Origin of the sequence: Brevibacterium otitidis (genome assembly GCF_042429315.1) — a bacterium.
Lineage (GTDB): Bacteria > Actinomycetota > Actinomycetes > Actinomycetales > Brevibacteriaceae > Brevibacterium > Brevibacterium otitidis.
In genome coordinates, this window is the sequence record NZ_JBHMAU010000038.1 from 51423 (window position 1) to 69919 (window position 18497).

General features: G+C 68.0%; 16 protein-coding genes. 12 read left to right on the forward strand and 4 right to left on the reverse strand.

The window, feature by feature from the left end:
• Positions 1-127 precede the first annotated feature (127 nt).
• From ACFFN1_RS05055 to ACFFN1_RS05070, 4 genes are all read left to right on the forward strand, one after another.
• On the forward strand, positions 128-454 hold the full coding sequence (locus ACFFN1_RS05055) for a rhodanese-like domain-containing protein (RefSeq protein ID WP_376839203.1): 327 nt from the start codon (positions 128-130) through the stop codon (positions 452-454).
• Between the two features lie 163 nt (positions 455-617).
• Positions 618-2267, forward strand: a complete 1650-nt coding sequence (gene pgm, locus ACFFN1_RS05060) for a phosphoglucomutase (alpha-D-glucose-1,6-bisphosphate-dependent) (RefSeq protein WP_376839206.1) — start codon at positions 618-620, stop codon at positions 2265-2267.
• Positions 2268-2502: 235 nt separating this feature from the next.
• Positions 2503-3822 (forward strand): MFS transporter, encoded by a 1320-nt coding sequence (locus ACFFN1_RS05065; RefSeq protein WP_376839208.1) that lies wholly within the window; start codon positions 2503-2505, stop codon positions 3820-3822.
• 284 nt (positions 3823-4106) lie between these two features.
• Positions 4107-5252 carry a glycerate kinase gene (locus tag ACFFN1_RS05070; protein ID WP_376839210.1) on the forward strand — a complete coding sequence of 382 codons (1146 nt, stop codon included), beginning with the start codon at positions 4107-4109 and terminating at the stop codon, positions 5250-5252.
• 79 nt (positions 5253-5331) lie between these two features.
• On the opposite strand, the gene ACFFN1_RS05075 is transcribed toward ACFFN1_RS05070, so the two are convergent.
• Both ACFFN1_RS05075 and ACFFN1_RS05080 read right to left on the reverse strand, forming a co-directional pair.
• Entirely contained in the window at positions 5332-5970 is a 639-nt protein-coding gene (locus ACFFN1_RS05075) for a copper resistance CopC family protein (RefSeq protein ID WP_376839212.1), read from the reverse strand.
• Positions 5971-6096: 126 nt separating this feature from the next.
• A complete protein-coding gene (locus ACFFN1_RS05080) occupies positions 6097-6627 on the reverse strand; it encodes a low molecular weight protein-tyrosine-phosphatase (RefSeq protein ID WP_376839214.1) in 531 nt (176 codons plus the stop codon).
• Positions 6628-6768: 141 nt separating this feature from the next.
• On the opposite strand from ACFFN1_RS05080, the gene ACFFN1_RS05085 reads away from it, so the two are divergent.
• Positions 6769-7284 (forward strand): mycothiol transferase, encoded by a 516-nt coding sequence (locus ACFFN1_RS05085; protein ID WP_376839216.1) that lies wholly within the window; start codon positions 6769-6771, stop codon positions 7282-7284.
• A gap of 157 nt (positions 7285-7441) precedes the next feature.
• On the forward strand, positions 7442-9400 hold the full coding sequence (locus tag ACFFN1_RS05090) for a M13 family metallopeptidase (protein WP_376839218.1): 1959 nt from the start codon (positions 7442-7444) through the stop codon (positions 9398-9400).
• Between the two features lie 192 nt (positions 9401-9592).
• Here the strand turns inward: ACFFN1_RS05090 and ACFFN1_RS05095 are convergent, their stop codons facing one another.
• Together ACFFN1_RS05095 and ACFFN1_RS05100 are read right to left on the reverse strand one after the other, a co-directional pair.
• The gene (locus ACFFN1_RS05095; protein ID WP_376839220.1) at positions 9593-11095 is read right to left on the reverse strand and encodes a DUF1684 domain-containing protein; all 1503 of its coding nucleotides are present in this window, start codon (positions 11093-11095) and stop codon (positions 9593-9595) included.
• Between the two features lie 58 nt (positions 11096-11153).
• Positions 11154-12509: an MFS transporter gene (locus ACFFN1_RS05100; RefSeq protein WP_376839222.1), complete on the reverse strand. Its 1356-nt coding sequence runs from the start codon at positions 12507-12509 to the stop codon at positions 11154-11156.
• 20 nt (positions 12510-12529) lie between these two features.
• On the opposite strand from ACFFN1_RS05100, the gene ACFFN1_RS05105 reads away from it, so the two are divergent.
• The 6 genes from ACFFN1_RS05105 (at position 12530) to ACFFN1_RS05130 (ending at position 18497) form a co-directional block, all read left to right on the forward strand.
• Entirely contained in the window at positions 12530-13984 is a 1455-nt protein-coding gene (locus tag ACFFN1_RS05105; RefSeq protein ID WP_376839224.1) for a M18 family aminopeptidase, read from the forward strand.
• 98 nt (positions 13985-14082) lie between these two features.
• On the forward strand, positions 14083-15003 hold the full coding sequence (locus tag ACFFN1_RS05110) for a class I SAM-dependent methyltransferase (RefSeq protein ID WP_376839226.1): 921 nt from the start codon (positions 14083-14085) through the stop codon (positions 15001-15003).
• Positions 15004-15617: 614 nt separating this feature from the next.
• Positions 15618-16166 (forward strand): endonuclease domain-containing protein, encoded by a 549-nt coding sequence (locus ACFFN1_RS05115; RefSeq protein WP_376839228.1) that lies wholly within the window; start codon positions 15618-15620, stop codon positions 16164-16166.
• Between the two features lie 167 nt (positions 16167-16333).
• Positions 16334-17059 (forward strand): helix-turn-helix transcriptional regulator, encoded by a 726-nt coding sequence (locus tag ACFFN1_RS05120; RefSeq protein ID WP_376839230.1) that lies wholly within the window; start codon positions 16334-16336, stop codon positions 17057-17059.
• A 112-nt stretch (positions 17060-17171) separates the two neighbouring features.
• Complete coding sequence (locus tag ACFFN1_RS05125; protein WP_376839231.1) at positions 17172-17975, forward strand: VOC family protein; 804 nt, start codon at positions 17172-17174, stop codon at positions 17973-17975.
• A gap of 42 nt (positions 17976-18017) precedes the next feature.
• On the forward strand, positions 18018-18497 hold the full coding sequence (locus ACFFN1_RS05130) for a VOC family protein (RefSeq protein WP_376839233.1): 480 nt from the start codon (positions 18018-18020) through the stop codon (positions 18495-18497).

The following is an 18497-nucleotide window of genomic DNA, read 5'->3' on the forward strand; positions in this document are numbered from 1 at the left end:
AGCCACCGGATCGCACTGCGGCCGGGGCGGGTGCACTTCCCGTCCCGGCCGCAGTGCGCTTCAGCCCCTCACCGCCGTACGCTTGAGCCCCTGTCCGCCGGCAGGTGCGGCGATTAGAATGACCGGCATGAGTATTCCAAGCTGCAGCATCACCGAGATCCCCGAGGGTGCCAACATCCTCGATGTCCGCGAAGACGATGAGTTCGCCGCCGGCCATATCGAAGGCGCCCAGCACATCCGGCTCTCCGACCTGCCGGTGCGCTACGGCGAGGTGCCGATGGACGAGGACGTCTACGTCATATGCCGCTCCGGCGGGCGCTCGCGCACCGCGACCGAATGGCTGAACAAAAACGGCTTCGACGCCATCAACATCAACGGCGGCATGGGTGCCTGGCACCTCGACAACGGCCGTCCGATCGTCGGCGACACCGACGAAGAACCGCACGTGAAGTGACCACCCGCAGAGGCAATCCGACTTGCCGCCCAACCACCGCCTCGGGCGCGGCGTTCTCACCTGCTGGGACGCCGCACCCGCGTCGTCTCGGCTAGCTGGCCGCATGGCGAGATGATTCAGCTTTCGACTACGTTTCGGCGCGGGGCTCTGAGAAAGTGTGATTATGAATGTTCGTGCAGGAGAACCCGCAGCTGAGTCCGATCTGGTCTCGATCCCCGATCTGCTCGATGACTACCACGACATCGTCCCCGATCCGAGTGATCCCGCCCAGCGGGTGAGCTTCGGGACGTCGGGGCATCGGGGCAGCTCCAGTGCCGGGTCGTTCAATGAAGCGCACATCGCCGCGATCACGGCGGCGATTGTTGAGCACCGCCGGCAGCAGGGCTACACCGGTCCGCTCTACCTGGCCCGGGACACGCATGCGCTGTCGGAACCGGCGCTGCTGACGACGCTGGAGGTGCTCTCGGCCGCCGAGGTGCCGACGATGATCGATGAGCGAGACGGCTACACCCCCACCCCGGTGCTCTCGCACGCGATCCTCAAGCACAACGCCGCGCGCGGCAGCGCACAGGGCCTGGCCGACGGCATCGTCATCACGCCCTCGCACAACCCGCCTTCGGACGGCGGCTTCAAGTACAACCCCCCTCACGGCGGGCCGGCCGACTCGTCGGTGACCACCTGGATCGAGAACCGGGCGAACGAACTGCTCGAAGCCGGCTGGGAGAAGATCCCCCGGCAGGCATTCCAGCGGGCCTTCCACCTCGACGAGACGATGAACTTCGACTTCACCTCCAACTACGTCGACGACCTGGAGAAGGTCATCGACGTCGCTGCGATCCGCGGCTCCGGGCTGCACATCGGCGCCGACCCGATGGGTGGGGCGGCTGCGGACTACTGGCCGATCATCGCCGAGCGCCTCGACCTCAACATCGACGTCGTCAACGCCGAGGTCGACCCGACGTGGTCGTTCATGACGCTGGACTGGGACGGCAAGATCCGGATGGACTGCTCCTCGCCGCACGCGATGGCCTCACTCATCGCCAACCGGAACCGGTTCGACATCGCCACCGGCAACGACGCCGACGCCGACCGGCACGGCATCGTGACCCCGGATGCCGGGCTCATGAACCCCAACCACTACCTCGCTGCCGCCGTCGACTACCTCTTCACCCACCGGCCGGACTGGCCGAAGCACGCGAAGATCGGCAAGACTGCGGTGACCAGCGGCATCATCGACCGGATCGCCGCCGCCCGCGGCCGGGAGCTGTACGAGGTGCCGGTGGGCTTCAAGTACTTCGTGTCCGGACTGCTCGACGGCAGCGTGGGCTTCGGCGGAGAGGAGTCGGCAGGCGCCTCCTTCCTCGCCTTCGACGGCAGCGCCTGGACGACCGACAAGGACGGCATGCTGCTGTGCCTGCTGGCCGCCGAGATGACCGCAGTGACCGGCAAGACACCCTCACAGCTGTATGCCGGACTCGCCGCCGAGCACGGCGAAAGCGCCTACGCCCGCATCGACGCCCCAGCCACCCGCGAACAGAAGGCCGCGCTCAAGAAGCTCAACCCCGCGCAGGTCAGCGCCGATACGCTCGCCGGTGAGCCGATCACCGCCAAGCTCACCGAGGCTCCCGGTGACGGGGAGGCACTCGGCGGACTCAAGGTGACAACCGAGAGCGCCTGGTTCGCCGCACGCCCCTCAGGCACCGAGGACGTCTACAAGATCTACGCCGAGTCGTTCAGGGGCGCCGACCACCTAGCCGGGGTCCAGGCTGAGGCGAAGGCTGTCGTCGACGGGGTCATCGGATCACAGCTCTGAGATCGCCCGCGCACAGCGCAGACATCAACCTTGTGCGCAGCGCTGTGTGATGCAGAAGGGACTGCTCGCCGCATTCGGATACTGAGCCCCCCGCTCCGGCTCGCCCACCGCCTCGGGACCGGTTGCTGCTGGAGCGGTTGCTGCGTGAACGGTTGCTGCGGGACCGGTGCCGCGGTGACCAATCACACCACGGATTCACGCCTGTCGGCAGGCGGGTGCGGGGTAGACTGTCCTGATGTTCCGCAACTATCAGGAGATCTTCTCGCTGCCAGGAGCGCTGAAGTTCTCGCTGGCGGGGCTCATCGCGCGCTTCCCCATCGCCATCCTCGGCCTCGGTGTCGTCCTCTTCATCCAGGGAGTGCTCGGCACCTACGCGCTCGCCGGGCTCGTCGCCGCGGTCTTCATGCTCGTGCAGGCGGTGTCGAACCCGATCATCGCCCGTCTTGTCGACATCTACGGCCAGGCGCGCGTCATGCTGCCGATCGTCGGCATCCACATCATCGGGCTCATCGGGCTGCTGCTGGCGGTGTTCCAGGGCTGGTGGATCGGCTTCGTCTTCATCTTCGCCGGGATCTCCGGCGCCACCGTCGGCTCGCTCGGTTCGCTCGTGCGCGCCCGCTGGAATGCGATCATCACGAGCCGCAAACAGCTCGACACCGCCTTCAGCTGGGAGTCGGTGGCCGACGAGATGCTCTTCGTCACCGGGCCGATGATCGTCACCTTCCTCGCGACGGTCATCTATCCGGCCGCCGGCATCATCGCCTCGATGGTGACGACGGTCGTCGGCTCGGCGCTGTTCTACAGTCAGAAGTCGACCGAGCCGATCCCGCAGCCGCACCAGCGCGGCGCCGCCCGCGGCAAGGTGCTGTCGAACTTCGGCATCTTCGTGGTCGTCATCGCCCACGCGGTGCTCGGCGTCAAGTTCGGCGCCCTCGACATCATCGCCGTCGCCTTCGCCGAAGAGGCCGGGCACAAGCCGATGGCCGGCGTGCTCGTCAGCGCCATGGCGCTCGGCTCGCTGCTGGCCGGCATCTTCTACGGCGTGCGCACCTGGAAGGCACCCGTCCAGCGCCGCCTCGCCATCGCCCTCAGCTGCCTGGCCGCCCTCACCTGGCCGATGCTGCTGGCCAGCTCGATGCTCGCCTTCGGCGTCACGATCTTCACCGTCGGCCTCGCGCTCGCGCCCTCGCTCATCGCCGCCGCCTCCGTCATCCAAGAGCTCGCCCCACCCCACCGGCTGACTGAGGCGTTGGCTTGGATCGGCACCTCGCTGGGCTTAGGCGTGGCGATCGGCTCGGCGATCTCCGGCGTCGTCATCGACACCCTCGGCGCCCGCGAGGCGCTCATTCTGCCGGCCGTCTGCGCGACGCTCGCGGCGCTGCTGGCGATCGCGTTCAACCGGCAGATGGACCCGGCAACCCGCAGCCACGCCGCCCGCCAGAACCGCACGGTCATCAACACCATCACCGATGCCGACAGCGAGAACGGGGACGGCGGCCATGCGGATGGCAGCGAGGCTGCCGGCGACGACGATGCGGCTTCCGCTCAGAGCTGAAAACTCAACTGCGGCCCATCACTGGTACAACGTTCAACGATTCGCCTAAATGATTACCGGGCGGTTATAGTAAATCAGCCGTGGTGGTCAGGCTGAAAGAATGCGTGGCTGCCATGGCATTCAACATTTCTCCCCCATGCCCCGCTGGCCTGTGGGTATTCCCCGTTCCCGAAGCGGTGAGCGGGCTGCGTACGCAGCCACCGGCTGGCCCTTGGGCCGTCTGACAGACACCGGCCCTGCTATTACCTCCCGGTAATGATGCGTGCGGGCGGTAGCGTGAGACCATGCATCTCCTACTCGCCTGCGATTCCTTCAAAGGCACTCTTTCGAGCGCACAGATCGCCGCGCTCCTCTCCCGTGCGCTCATCCGCGCCGGCCACACCGTCACCGCACTGAAGCTGGCCGATGGCGGCGACGGCACCATCGAGGCCGTCACCTCCTGCGGGTTCAGCGCGCACACCGCTGTTGTCACCGGACCGCTCGGCACCCCGGTCGAAGCGACATGGGCCCGGCACGAAAGCACAGCCGTCATCGAGATGGCACAGGCCTCGGGCATCAATCTGCTCGATCCGACACCGGAGACCGCGCTGCAGGCCACCAGCTTCGGCACCGGAGAACTCATCACCGCCGCACTCGATGCCGGATGCACGACGGTCATCCTGGGCGTCGGCGGTTCGGCCACCACCGATGGCGGCGCCGGAATGCTCACCGCACTCGGGGCCCGTCTGCTCACCGCCGACGGCGCACCCGTACCGCCCGGCGGGGCCGGCCTGGAGCAGCTGAAGAGCGTCGATCTCTCCGGGCTCGATCCCCGGCTCACCGACCTGCGGCTGGCCTTCGATGTCGACAACCCGCTGTGCGGGCCGCGCGGGGCTGCTGCTGTCTACGGCCCACAGAAGGGTGCCGGGCCGACAGAGGTCGCTCGGCTTGATGCCGCACTCGCTCGCTTCGCCCCACGTGTCGAGCAGGCGGCCGGCGCCTCGGCGGCGGAGAGGCCCGGCGCAGGTGCCGCCGGAGGCGTCGGCTTCGCAGCCCTCGGCGTGCTCGGCGCGCAGCCGGTTCCCGGCGCCGACTACATCCTCGACCTCATCGGCTTCCACGCAGCCCTCGACCGGGCGGACGCCGTCATCACCGGCGAGGGCCGCATCGATGAGCAGACCCTGTCAGGCAAAGGCCCCGGCGCCGTGCTCGCGGCCGCCGGCGAGCGCGGGCTGGAGCGCATCGTCGTGTGCGGCAGCGCGGCCGTATCGGCCAGTCAGCTCAGCGAGCTCGGCGCCGGAAGCCCGCCACCGCCTCGGGTGCGGCTGCATCAGATGACCGACCTCGCTCCCCTTGACGACTGCCTCGCCGAACCCGCAGCCGTTCTGCGCCGGCTGGCTGAGCAGATCGCCGCTGAGCTGCCGTCACCGGAGGCACCGCAAACCCGCTGAATCGACCGATCCCCGGCCGAGGCGGCGGTGCGGGTGTGCACCTCCTCGACCGGGGATCGGTGGGAGTCCGGATATCAGATCAGTTGTCGCCTTCGGTGCCGGGCAGGCCCTGGCGCTTGCGCATGAGGAGCAGCAGCACGAGAGCGACGACCGCCAGTCCGCCGATGCCCAGCAGGATCATCATCGGCAGCGAGAGGCCGGTGGCGTCATCGCCGGTGAGCTCGCCGCGCTCAACAGCCTCACGGTCCGGGGCGTCGACGGCCGATCCGCCGAGGCCTGCGGACTCACCGTCGGCGGCTGCGTCCTCGCCGGACTGTGCTTCGCCGCCACCGGAGCCCTCATCGGTGATGGTGAAGTCGAAGGTGCCGCTGATGGGGTGGCCGTCCTCGGAGACGACCCGCCAGTTGACGGTGTAGTCGCCGGGCGCGAGGTCATCGGGCAGCGCGGATGTGACGGTGTGGCCTTCGACGGTGATCTCGCCTGCGGAGACATCGGTGCCGCCGGTCATGACCTTGACCTCAGCGCCGACGTCCTGGACGTCGCCGGAGAACTCCATCTCCAGCCATTCGGGCTGCTCATCGAGTTCGGCGCCGTGCTCCGGGTTCGAGCTGACAAGCCGGTCATGGGCGCTGGCGGGGGCGGACCACAGGAGCGTGAAGCCCAGGGCCACAGCTGCGAGGATCGCCAGCAGGGAAGTCGAGAAGGTGCGGTTGGTCAAAGGGATACTCCAATCAGACGGACTCACTACCCCATTATTCCCCATCGACCTCCAGGCGAGCTGGATCCCTGCGGCCGCGACCGGTTACGGCTTCACTACGATCCGGTTACGGTCCCGGCACCGGGTTCACCGGCGGCCGGCGCGCTCTTCGACGGCCGCCCGGATGCCCGGCAGCGCGGCAGCGATCATGTCATAGGTCTCGTAGAACCCGTCCTGGTGGCCGTACCACGGGTCGAAGACGTCGAGGTCGGTGCCGGTCAGCCCGGCGCAGGCGGGGTCATAGGACCGCAGCATCCGCACCTCGGGGCGGTCCGCCTCGGGAACGGACTCCAGCAGCCGCTGGGTCGCCTGCCGATGCCGGTCGGTCATGACGATGGCGATGTCGCGGGCGGCCAGCCACTCGCTGGTGAGCTGGCGGGCGGCGTGGCCGGAGGTGTCATAGCCGCGTTCGGCGAGCACGCGGGCTGCGCGCGGGTCGATGGGGTTGCCGTGCTCCTCATCGCTGATGCCGGCCGAGTCGATGTGCACCGGCAGATCGGACAGCTCCCCGGCCGTCATCCGCTCCGCCATCGCCGAGCGGCAGATGTTGCCGGTGCACACGAACACGATGCTCACGTCCCCCGTCGGAGCTTGGCCGGTGTCTGCTGGTGCGCTCATGCGTCCTCCCTCGTCAGCGTCCTCGCCTCCACTGTAGCGACCTCGCCGCTGCTGGCTGCCCTGCCGGATAGCCGCGCCGGCGCCTAGACTCGGAAGCGCTGGCGGCCCCGCCGCCAGCCCGCCGCCTTGGAGGAGGTTCCCATGGACGCACGCGCCGTGCTCGCCGATATGCTCACCCGACCCTTCGCCGTCGCCCGCCAGGTGCTCGACGGCATCACCACCGCCGAGCTCAACGCCCACCTCGCTGCCGGCACGAACTCGATCGCCTGGCTGCTGTGGCACACCGGCCGGGAGGCCGATGTGCAGCTGGCCGCCCTGGCCTCCGCGCCCGAGGTGTGGACCGCGCAGGCCTTCCATGCCCGCCTCGGGCTGCCGGCTGAGGGCTTCGGGTTCGGGCACACTGCCGAGCAGGCCGCCGCCGTCCGCATCGAGGATCCGGCGACCCTGGGCGACTATCTCACCGCCGTTGAGGAGGCGCTGGCCGCCTACCTCGAGCGGCTGCAGCCGGCGGATCTCGACGCGGTCATCGACACCTCCTACGATCCGCCGGTCACCCGCGGCGCCCGGCTCGTCTCGATCATCGACGACGCCGCCCAGCACGCCGGGCAGGCTGCGTTCATCCGCGGCGCCCTCGGCTGGGATGCCCCACGCCCCTGACCTGGGCTCGCTGTTTGGGTGCCCATCTGCGCCCGCACCTGAGGCGGGGATCTGCTCCCGAAGCGGGGATCTGCTCCCGAGGCGCCCACCACCTCGGGAGCAGGAAATCTTCTGGTCGTCCCCGCAGTTCCCGGCCTGCAGACGATAGGTTGGGACTATGACTGAGATCTCTCTGCCCCACAGCGACCCGCAGGTCGCTGCCTCCCATGACCTGTTCCGCCACGTCAACGGCGCCTGGCTCGACTCCTTCGAGATCCCCGACGACCGGGCCGGCGACGGAGCGATGCGCGAACTCTACGACGCCGCCGAGGAGAAGGTCCGCGACATCATCACCGGCCTGGCCGACGCGACGCCGGAGCCCGGCAGCGAAGCGGCGAAGGTCGCCGACCTGTTCACCTCGTTCATGGACACCGAGCGGATCAGCGAGCTCGGCGTGACCCCGCTGCGCGAGGGCTTCGAACGGATCAAGGCCGCCGCCGACCACCGCGCGCTCGCCCGCCTCATGGGCGAACTCGACCGCGAGGGCTGCGGCGGACTGCTCGGCGGCTTCGTCAGCGCGGACGCCAAGGACTCCGATGTCTATGCGATGTACATCGTGCAGGCGGGCCTGCACCTGCCCGATGAGTCCTACTACCGCGGCGAGGACAACGCCGAGCTGCGCGAGAAGTTCCGCGCCCATATCGCGAAGATGTCCCAGCTGGCCGGGCTGCAGGAGCACACCGGCATGACCGATGAGGAGCTGGCTGACAAGATCCTCGAACTCGAGACCGCCTTCGCCGCCCACCACTGGGACCGGGTGGCCAGCCGCGATGCGGAGAAGACCTACAACCGGTTCACCGCTGCCGAGGCGGCCGAACTGGCGGCCGGATTCGACCTGGATGCGTGGCGGGCCGGGGCCGGCATCGAACATGCCGAGTACCTCATCGTCAGCCAGCCGTCCTTCCTCACCGGGGCCGGCCAGGTGTGGGCGGACGCGCCGATCGGCGTGCTGCGCGGGTGGATGATGTTCGGGCTGCTCAACGCCTCGGCCAGTGCGCTCAGCGATGAGTTCGTCGAGGAGAGCTTCGACTTCTTCGGCCGGATCCTCTCCGGCACCCCGCAGCTGCGTGAGCGCTGGAAGCGCGGCGTCAGCCTCGTCGAGGGGCTGCTCGGTGAGGCGGTCGGCAAGCTGTATGTGGCCCAGGAGTTCTCGCCGGAGGCCAAGGAGGCGATCGGCGATCTCGTCGACAAGCTCATCCGCGCCTATGAGTCCGCGATCAAGGACCTCGACTGGATGGGTGAGGAGACCAAGGAGCGGGCGCTGACGAAACTCGCGCAGTTCACGCCGAAGGTCGGCTACCCGGATGTGTGGCGGGAGTACCCGGCGGAGATCCGCGCCGACGACCTGCTCGGCAATATGCGCCGCTCGGCCGAGGCTGAGCACGACCGGCACGTCGGGCGGATCGGCAAGGAGATCGACCGCACCGAATGGCTCATGACCCCGCAGACGGTCAACGCCTACTACCACCCGGTGATGAACGAGATCGTCTTCCCGGCCGCGATCCTGCAGCCGCCGTTCTTCTCCGTCGACGCTGACGATGCCGCGAACTTCGGAGCGATCGGCGCGGTCATCGGCCACGAGATCGGTCACGGCTTCGACGATCAGGGCTCCCGCTATGACGGCACCGGCAACCTCGTCGACTGGTGGACGGCCGAGGATCGGCAGCGCTTCGAGGAGCGCACCCGCTCCCTCATCGACCAGTACGATGTGCTCGTGCCGGCCGGCTTCGAATCCAAGCACACCGTCAACGGCGCGCTGACGATCGGCGAGAACATCGGCGATGTCGGCGGACTGTCGATTGCGTACAAGGCGCTGACGATCGCCGCTGCCGATGAGGGCCGCGAGGTCACGCGCGAGGAGCAGCAGCAGTTCTTCTACGCCTGGGCGAAGGCCTGGCGGGTGAAGATGCGCAAGGAGGAGCGGCTGCGCCGGCTCAGCATCGACCCGCATTCCCCGGAGGAGTTCCGCTGCAACCAGGTAGTCAAGAACATCGACGCCTTCGCCGAGGCCTTCGACGTCACCGAAGGCGATGCGATGTACCTGCCGCCGGAGGAGCGCGTCTACATCTGGGCGTGAGTCTGTGCCTGCGGCTGCGCCGGCGCCCGCGCGTCAGGTGGCCGCAGGTTGTGCGTCAGGCGGCCGCAGGTTGCTGACCTCGAACCCGACAGAACCCGGTCCGCGATTCGCGGGCCGGGTTCTGTCACACCAGTTGGTCAACCGCTGACGCCGGGGTCCGCCAGCACTGGCAGATGGTACTGGCAGGAGCTGTCACATGGTGGTGTGCAGGAGGCGGGCGAAGCGCTCAGCCAGATCGCGCCAGGCGACCTCATGAGCGCCGAAGGTCCGCTGCGCCTCGCGGCGGGTCTCGGCACGGTCCGCGTCGCCGCTGAGCCCAGCCGGCAGCTCTTCGCCCTCGGCCCTGTCGATGACGATGTAGCCGACCCCGTCAGGGTCGAGTCGGGAGATGTTGTTGCGGAACAGCCGGTCCTCAGCGACGGTGTCGGTGACAGCCAGCGGGATCGGCCCAAGGCTGTCGGCGGTCTTCTCGAAGGTGATCCGCCCGGCTGTCAGCGAGCCGTCGAGCGAAGCGGCGGCGAGCATCGTGGTGGCGGTGCCGACGGCGACGACCGGGATCCGAGTGGCCATCGCATCGGAGACCATTTCGACGATCTCGGTGATGAGCCCAGTGCGGACCTCGCTTGTGGGCCCCCAGCAGAAGACGACGAGGGCGGCGAAGCCGGGCAGCGGCGGCAGCGGCTCGTCGCGGTTGACGAGCGTGACGTCGAGACCGAGTTCGGTCCACAGGTCGATGATTCCGCCGATCTCGATCTCCGGGGACAGGTCGATGAACAGCACCGGCGTGTTGATCCCGGACTCCGACAGCGTTTGTGTCGGCAGGCGCTCGCCAGCCTGCAGCTCAATCGGCAACACGTTCTCCGGCACCGGCGCCGGACAGGTGGCGTGCGGGATGAACGCGAACGGGTAGTTGATCGTGCGGTTGAAGTCGATGATGACATGGCCCTGCGCGTCGGGCAGGCCGAGGTTGATGCGCCGCCAGGTCGCCGTTGTGCGCCCGTTGGTGTAGTCGTGGAAGTTGATGTGCAGGCCGTGCTCTGGGCTGCCGGAGGTCTTGAGCACGTACTCGACATCGCACAGCGTGAACCGGACCTCACCGGTCAGCTGCTCGTCGAGCTCCAGGCCCGGGCAGGCGGTGGCGATGCGGCGGGGCTCCGGTTCGGGATACGGGGTGAAAGCACCGGAGACGATCCACTCCTGGCTCAGCGGGAAAGCCGGGATGTCGATGAAGCGCTGCAGCAGCGGGGCCTTCGAATCCCGCCGGCGGATCCCGTAGTTCCCGTCGCGGCGGATGAGCTCATAGGTGGCGTGGTCGACGACGAACCAGTTGAGCGACTCCCCGTCATCGAGCCGGGCCGACATCGACTGCGATGAGTCGACCCGCACCTCGGCGGCGGGATGGGAGGCCCGCGCTGGAATCGAATCATGGGCGGCATCCCCGCCGGAGCGTTCCCCGGCCGGACGGCTCATAACCTCGAGCGCGGCCTTGCTCGGACCGGCGGACACCCCGTCAGCCAGGGTGAAGTGCACCCAGTCTCCGTCAACGGTGAAGGTGCCCGGCGCCTCGGGCCAGGTGATCGGTTGCGACGACGTCAGCCACGTGAGTCCAGTGACGCTCAGCCACCCGAACGGGGTGGCGAGATCGGAGATGCGGGCGTCATGCCACGCCTGCCACTCGGCACTGTACTGTTCCACAGGGCTCCTCGAACTCGCTTAGGGGTTAGCGGTCAGACGCCGGCGTCCGACAAGCCGATCACTCATCACCATAATAGGTGATGCGGGTGCCGCGGCGCCGGGCATCGCATCGGTTTAACAGCACCTGCACACCGCCCAGACAGACGAGCAGCGCGGTGGCGACGGTGATCATGTGGAAGCCTTCGAAATAGCTGAATCGGTCGATGATGACTCCGGTGAGTGCCGAGGATCCCGACTGGCCGACGACGACACCGGTCGACATCATCGCCATGACCGTGGTGGTGCGGCCGTAGGGGGCGACCTCGGAGGCGATCGAATACAGCGTCACGAGCGCCGGGCCGATGCCACAGCCCATGATGACGAGCGGGAGGACGACGTCGATCGGGCGGGACACGGTGTGCATGATGAGCGAACCGGTCAGGGAGATGCCGCCGAAGACGATCCAGCGGGCGGTGAAGGTGAAGCGCTCCGGCAGCAGCACGACCGACAGCGCCAGGACTGCTGAGCCGACACCCATGATGCCGTAGTAGATGCCGGCGGCGTCGGCCTGGCCGAAGCTGCCCATGAAGTTGCTCAGCGAGGTCAGCGAGCCGCCGAAGAACACGCCGATGCTCGTCATGCCCAGCACCGGGACGATGACGACGAGGCGGTAGATCTCGCGCACCGGGGCCGGCCGCCGCGGGGTGGGGGCTGGCTGAGTGGCGGGCTGGGAGGCGGGGTCCTGCTGGGAGGCGGCTGGCGCCTCGGGAGCGGGGTCCTGCTGGGAGGCGGCTGGCGCCTCGGGAGCGGCGGCGGGCTGGCGGGCGTGGCCGGTGGTGAAGCGCACCGACGGGTGGACGGCGAAAGCGAGGACGCCGAGGCCGGTGAGCGCGGCGGCGAAGTCGAGCGGCACGACGACGCCGAGGGCGACGGCGATGACGCCGACGATGACGGGGCCGAAGACGAAGACGAGCTCGTCGGTCATCGACTCGTAGGAGAGCACCTTCGAAGTGACCTTGCGGGCCTCGGCGCCGGCGAGCGTCGCGCGGATGGCGTAGAGCCAGCGGGTGCGGATCATCGAGGTGGCCTGCGGGCTCGTGAGACCGATGAGCACGCCGGCGGCGAGCACGACGGGGGTGGCGACCTCGGAGCGCAGGGCGACGGCGAGGCCGAAGAGCGCGCCGGCGTTGGCGAGCGCGGTCACGATGAGGACGATGCGCTGCCCCCAGCGGTCGGCGGCGGCGCCGATGAGCGGGCCGGAGATCGCGGTGCCGAGCCCGACGAGCGCGGCGGTCGAGCCGGCGAGGGTGTAACTCTCGCGCGTGGCGGCGACGGCGGTGAGCACGGCGACGACCGACATCGCGAAGGGCAGCTTCGCGATGACGGAGATCGGAATGTACGTCCATCCGAACAGGCGCAGGAGAACAGAGAGCACGATTGACTACGCTACTACTTATGAGCATCACGACTGAATCAGCGCCGAGCACCGTTGCCGCGGACCTTGCTTCCTTCGTCTGCGCCTCCCCCTCCTCGTACCACGCCGCCGCGAATGTGCGCGAGCGGCTGGTGGCCGCCGGGTTCACCGAGCTGGCCGAGACCGAGGCGTGGGACCTGCGGGCCGGCGGGAGGTACGTCGTCGTCCGCGATGGTGCGGCGATCGCCTGGGTGATGCCCGAGGTGGTTGGTGGTGCTGAGGCCGGGGCTGGCAGTGGTGCTGGGGCCGGTGCTCGCGAGGCGGGCGGCGCCTCGGCTCCGGTGTTCCGGGTATTCGGAACCCACACCGACTCCCCGGCCTTCAAGCTCAAGCCCAACCCCGGATTTACCACCGAGGGTGCGCTGCAGATCGGCGTCGAGATCTACGGCGGGCCGCTACTGAACTCGTGGCTCGACCGGGAGCTCAGCCTCGCCGGGCGGCTCGTGACCCGCGACGGGCAGACAATGCTCGCGCGCACGAAACCGATCGCCCGGATCCCGCAGCTGGCGATCCACCTCGACCGTGAGGTCAATCAGAAGCTCGCCCTCGACAAGCAGCGCCACCTGCAGCCGGTCATCGGCCTGGAGGACCTCACCGGACTGCTGCGGGCAGCCGACGGGCTGCAGAGCAACGATGTGCTCGAAGTGCTCGCCGCCTCGGCCGGGGTGAAGGCCGCCGATGTCGCCGGGTTCGATGTCGTCACGATCGCTGCGCAGGAGCCGGCGACCTTCGGGCTGCACGACGAGTTCCTCGCCAGCCCGCGACTCGACAACCTGTCGTCGGTGCATGCCGGGATGAGCGCGCTGGCACTCATCGACCCGGCTGAGATCAGCGAGATCCCGCTGCTGGCCGCCTTCGACCATGAGGAGGTCGGCTCCAATACCCGCTCCGGTGCCTGCGGGCCGTTCCTCGCCGACGTGACCGAGCGGATCGTCGCGGCGGCTGTTGGTGCTGGTGCTGGGGCTGGGGGTGGCAGGGCTGGGGCTGCCGGGGCTGGCGGTGCTGGTGGTGCTGGTGGTGGCGGCCGGGAGGCGTACCTGCGCTCGATGGCCGGTTCCATCTGCTTCTCCGCCGACACGGGCCACGGCGTGCACCCGAACTATCCGGAGCGGCACGACCCGGTCAACCGGCCGCGCCTGGGTGCCGGCCCGCTGCTGAAGATCAACGCCCAGCAGCGCTACGCCACCGATGCGATCGGCACCGCCCGGTTCGCCGCCGCCTGCGATGCTGCTGACGTCGCCTACCAGGAGTTCGTGTCGAACAACTCGATGCCGTGCGGTTCGACGATCGGGCCGCTGACCGCGACCCGGCTGGGCATGACGACCGTCGACATCGGCATCGGGCTGTGGAGCATGCACTCGGCACGCGAGATGTGCGCGGTCACCGACGTGCACGACATGTTCGCCGTCGCCTACGCCTACATGCGCGGAGCCTGAGGGGGCGACTGACTCGGTGCTGAGACGGCGGCACTCCGGGGCCACATATGCCAGTCGGCGCATTAGCGCCGGCGGCGGCGTGCTCCTACAGTGCAACCATGGTCGACTCGCAGCACTTCACCGACGCCGCCGCTGACTACTCCCGCCTCGCCCCGCACCTGTGGGATCGCATCGGCACGGACGCCGTCCAGGCCGCCGACCCCCAACCCGGTGAGCGGGTTCTCGACGCGTGCTCCGGGATCGGCTCCTCTGCGCTGCCGGCAGCTGCCGCGGTCGGAGGCGATGGACGCGTCGACGCCGTCGACCTCGCGGGCGGGCTGCTCGATGCGCTGCGTCAGCAGGTGAGCGAGCGCAGGCTGGAGCAGGTGCATGCACACCAGGCGGATGTGCTGGAATTCGGCCAGCCCGGTGAGTACGACCTCGTGCAGTGCGTGCTCGGGATCATGTTCTTCCCGGATTTCACGGCGGGATCACACCAGCTGGTGAGCCGGCTGCGGCCTGGTGGGCGACTGATGCTGTCAGTGTGGGATCACGGGGTCATGGCCGACATCGGCATGCGGGCCTTCCACTCGATCCAGCGGGTGAGAGACGAGAAGCTGCCCGACCCTGCGTACGCGAAGTCTGCCCGAGAGGATGACGGGCACGATGGAGCGGATGCCCATGCCCGAGGGGATGGCGCCGGCGACACTGCGGCCGGTGAGACTGATGGCGACACGGTTGCCGGTAACAAGACCGAACTCAGCTTCGACCAGATCGACACCCAGGACGCCTTCGGCCTGTGGATGGAAGGTCTCGGCCTGATCGACGTGACCGTCACCGTGCAGGAACGGAACCTGGAGCTCGATGACGAGCTTGCCTGGCTGGTCATCACCGGGTCAGGGTTCCGCAGCATGCTCACCGGGCTGAGCGATGAGCAGATCGAAGAGGTTCGATCGGACTTCCTCGCTGGCCTCCACCGCGATGGATTCACCACGCTCAACACCAGCACGCTCGTCGGAATCGGGCACCGACCGGTATAGATTCCCCCGGTGTGCGCTTCGTGCAGAATCTACGGGTGTAGTTTCGACACGAAATGCACACGAAACCGCTCATCCGCGTGCTTTTCGTGTGGAATGGAGAGTCCTCGATTCCACACGAACTGCACATACTGCTGCGAAGGCGACTTATCCACAGATTCAGCAGACGCCTCCCACTCTCACCGTAGAGCGGCGATCCTAGCTCCATGAGCAGTCGAAACAGGTCTGAGCAGTCAATACCTGCGGACATTCCGCGATTCGTGTCCGGAGACTACTTCGCGGCGCACCCAGTATCCCGGCGCCGCCGGACCCAACTCCAGACTCGGTTCGGACGCGGCATCTTCGCACACCCTGCCGGCCCAGTCCGGCTACTCGTCCCCACCTGGGCCGGTGACGACTGGCTGAACACATACGAAGCGGCCTCAGCGCTGGCGGCCGTTTCACCCCACGCTGTGGTCGCCGGACGCTCGGCAGCAATTCTGCACGGCCTGCCGCTTCGTCACCGTCCGCGCAAGCTTGAGATCAGCGTTCATCGATCAGAGCCGATCATCAGACGGCCATGGGTCATGTGCAGGCATGTAGCGAACACCAGCCACGTCACACTTGCGGCCTTCCGGTTGGCCACCATCAAACAGACTCTTCTCGACCTCGCCGGTCAGCTCGGCTTCCTTGAACTCGTCCAGTGCTTCGACGCTGTGCTCGGCCGCTGGCACGGCCCGCCCCAGCTCACACCAGTCGAGCTATCGAGACTCATCGTCGGAACCCGACGCTATCCCGGCCGCAAGCTCGCCATAGAGGCGCTCCACCGCGCCCGACCCGGAGTCGATTCGCCGCAGGAGACCCGCGTGCGCCTCAACCTCATCGACGCCGGCCTGCCCGAACCCGAGGTGTCTGTCAGCGTCGACAATCCCGCCACCGGCTACTACTACCTGCTTGATATGGCCTATCGGCGAGAGAAGGTCGCAGTCGAATACGACGGCGATCACCACCGCGGTGATGAAGACCAGTACAACCGCGACATCACCCGCCTGCAGACACTGGAGCAGCTTGGCTGGACAGTCATCCGGGTCACCCGTCGCAGCGACATGAGCAGGGTCGTCCACGATGTTCGCGCCGCGCTCATCCGCCGGCGCCAGAAGTCCGCCGCCCACCCCCACCCAGGCTGACCGCGCCAGCTGACCGCCCACAGCCGCACACCGGCTGCCAGCACCGTGCACACCAGCCGCCAGCTGACCACCCACGGCCCACACCATCCATTCGCACCCGCCGCCCGGCCACCCACCATCCGAATCGACCAGTGACAAGCGCCCGCCCACGGAGTACTGTCACAGATGTGAGCACCGACATGGCAATGCGCGCCGTTGCCTTCGCCATGGAACACCTTGCGGAGGACATCAGCGTTGCCGACATCGCCGACCACCTCGGCTACAGTCCCTTCCACTTCACCCGCACGTTCGCCGCCGCCACGCACACCCCGCCTGGCCGGTTCCTCGCCGCGCTGCGCTTCCACGCCGCCAAGAACCTGCTGCTGACCGGCAATGACGCCGTCGTCGACGTGTGCACGCAGGTCGGTTTCACCTCGGTGTCTTCGTTCACCCGCCGGTTCCGCAAGGCAGTCGGCACCAGCCCGGCGGCCTTCCGCACCCTCGCCGACCAGGTCGCCGACCGCTCACCGGCCCCGTTCTCCATCGGGGATCCGAAAGCCGCACACGTCACCATCGACATCGACGCTCCGCCGTCCGGGCTGCGCCTGCCACCGCTCATGTGGATCGGCTGGTTCCCAACGCCAGCGCCCATCGGCCTGCCGCTGGCCGGTGTGCTGTGCCGAGGTCAGGAGCGCATCCGCCTGCCGCTGTGCGCCGGCGCCCCGTGGCTGCTCGGCTTCAGTGTCGATGCCGCCGCCGAGGTGGTTGACCACCTGGCACCATCGGCTCCCGTCGTCGCCGTCCACCGGCAACCGGTGACCTCAGCCCAGCACATCACTCTGACCTTCGGCCCGGCCCCGCAGCCGTCGGTCCCCTTGCTGGCAGCCCTGCCGGCGCTGGCTCCGTCGCACTGATGTTCCGCTGAGCGGCAAGACCGCAAAAACGGACACACATCACCACGCTCCGCCGCCATAGATTGGCATCACCAGGCCGTGACCGATGGCCCTACTGCGATTGGATTGCATCATGTCACCTCTGTACCGCACCGGCGCTCCCTGCTGGCTCGACCTCGGAACCCATGACCTCAACGGCTCCCTCGACTTCTACCGCGAGCTCTTCGGCTGGGAGTTCAACGACCTCGGCGCCGAGATGAACCATTACCACCTCATCACCGCAGATGGCAGCACCGTCGGCGGGCTGATGGATGTCTCCGGCATGACCTGCCCGGAAGGCGGCGAGATCCCCACACGATTCGACGTCTACCTCCACACCGACGACCTCGCCTCGACAGTCGCGAAGGCCCGCGAACGCGGCACCGTGTACATCGACCATGAGCAGGCGGGCGATGCCGGCTCGATGTCCGTCATGGCCGATCCGTCCGGCGCATGCCTGAACGCCTGGCAGCCGAACCAGGTCACCGGCTTCGAACTGCCGCTCACCCACGGCACGCCGGTGTGGTTCGAATGCCGCAGCACCGACTTCGACGCCTCAGCCGACTTCTACCGCGAAGTCTTCGACTGGGCCATCGTAGAGATGGACGGCATGCCGGAAGGCAACCCGCGCTATGCCACCAACGGCTCGGCCACCGGGACGCTGCCCGACGGCACCCAGTGCGAAGCCGTCTGCGGACTCGTCGACGCCGCCGCCATGCCACCGGAATTCCAGAAGTCGACGTGGTCGGTCTTCTTCGGCACGAAGGATCTCGACGCGACGCTGGAGACCGCCCAGCGTCTTGGCGCCACACCCGGGGAGATCGGCCAGTCGCCGTTCGGCCGCTTCTGCCAGGTCACCGACCCGCAGGGCGCCGACTTCATGCTCAACGAGCTCTGACCAGCCCGGCCGCAGCCACCCCATCACCTGTAGGGAAACGCCATGACCTCCACCCTCCCGATCAGCCCATGCCTGTGGTTCGACTCGAACGCCAGGGAGGCGATGGAGCATTACGTCAGCGTCTTCCCCAACTCACGCATCATCTCCATCACCGAATACCCCGATGAGTCCCTCAGTGAGCACTTCGCTGGAATGCAGGGCAAAGTGCTCACTGGGGAGTTCGTCCTCAACGGGGTCTCGTTCATCTTCCTCGATGGCGGGCCGGCGTTCCGGCTCTCCGAGGCGGTCTCCTTCGCCGTCCAGTGCAAAGATCAAGACGAGATCGACTACTACTGGAGCGCGCTGTCGCACGTGCCCGAATCCGAGCAGTGCGGCTGGTGCAAGGACAGGTTCGGCCTCAGCTGGCAGATCGTACCGGCGAACATGTCCGAGCTCGTGCGGACGGATGAGCAGATCCAGGCGATGATGCAGATGCACAAGCTCGACATCACCGCCCTCGAAGCCGCTGGCCGAGGCGCGTGA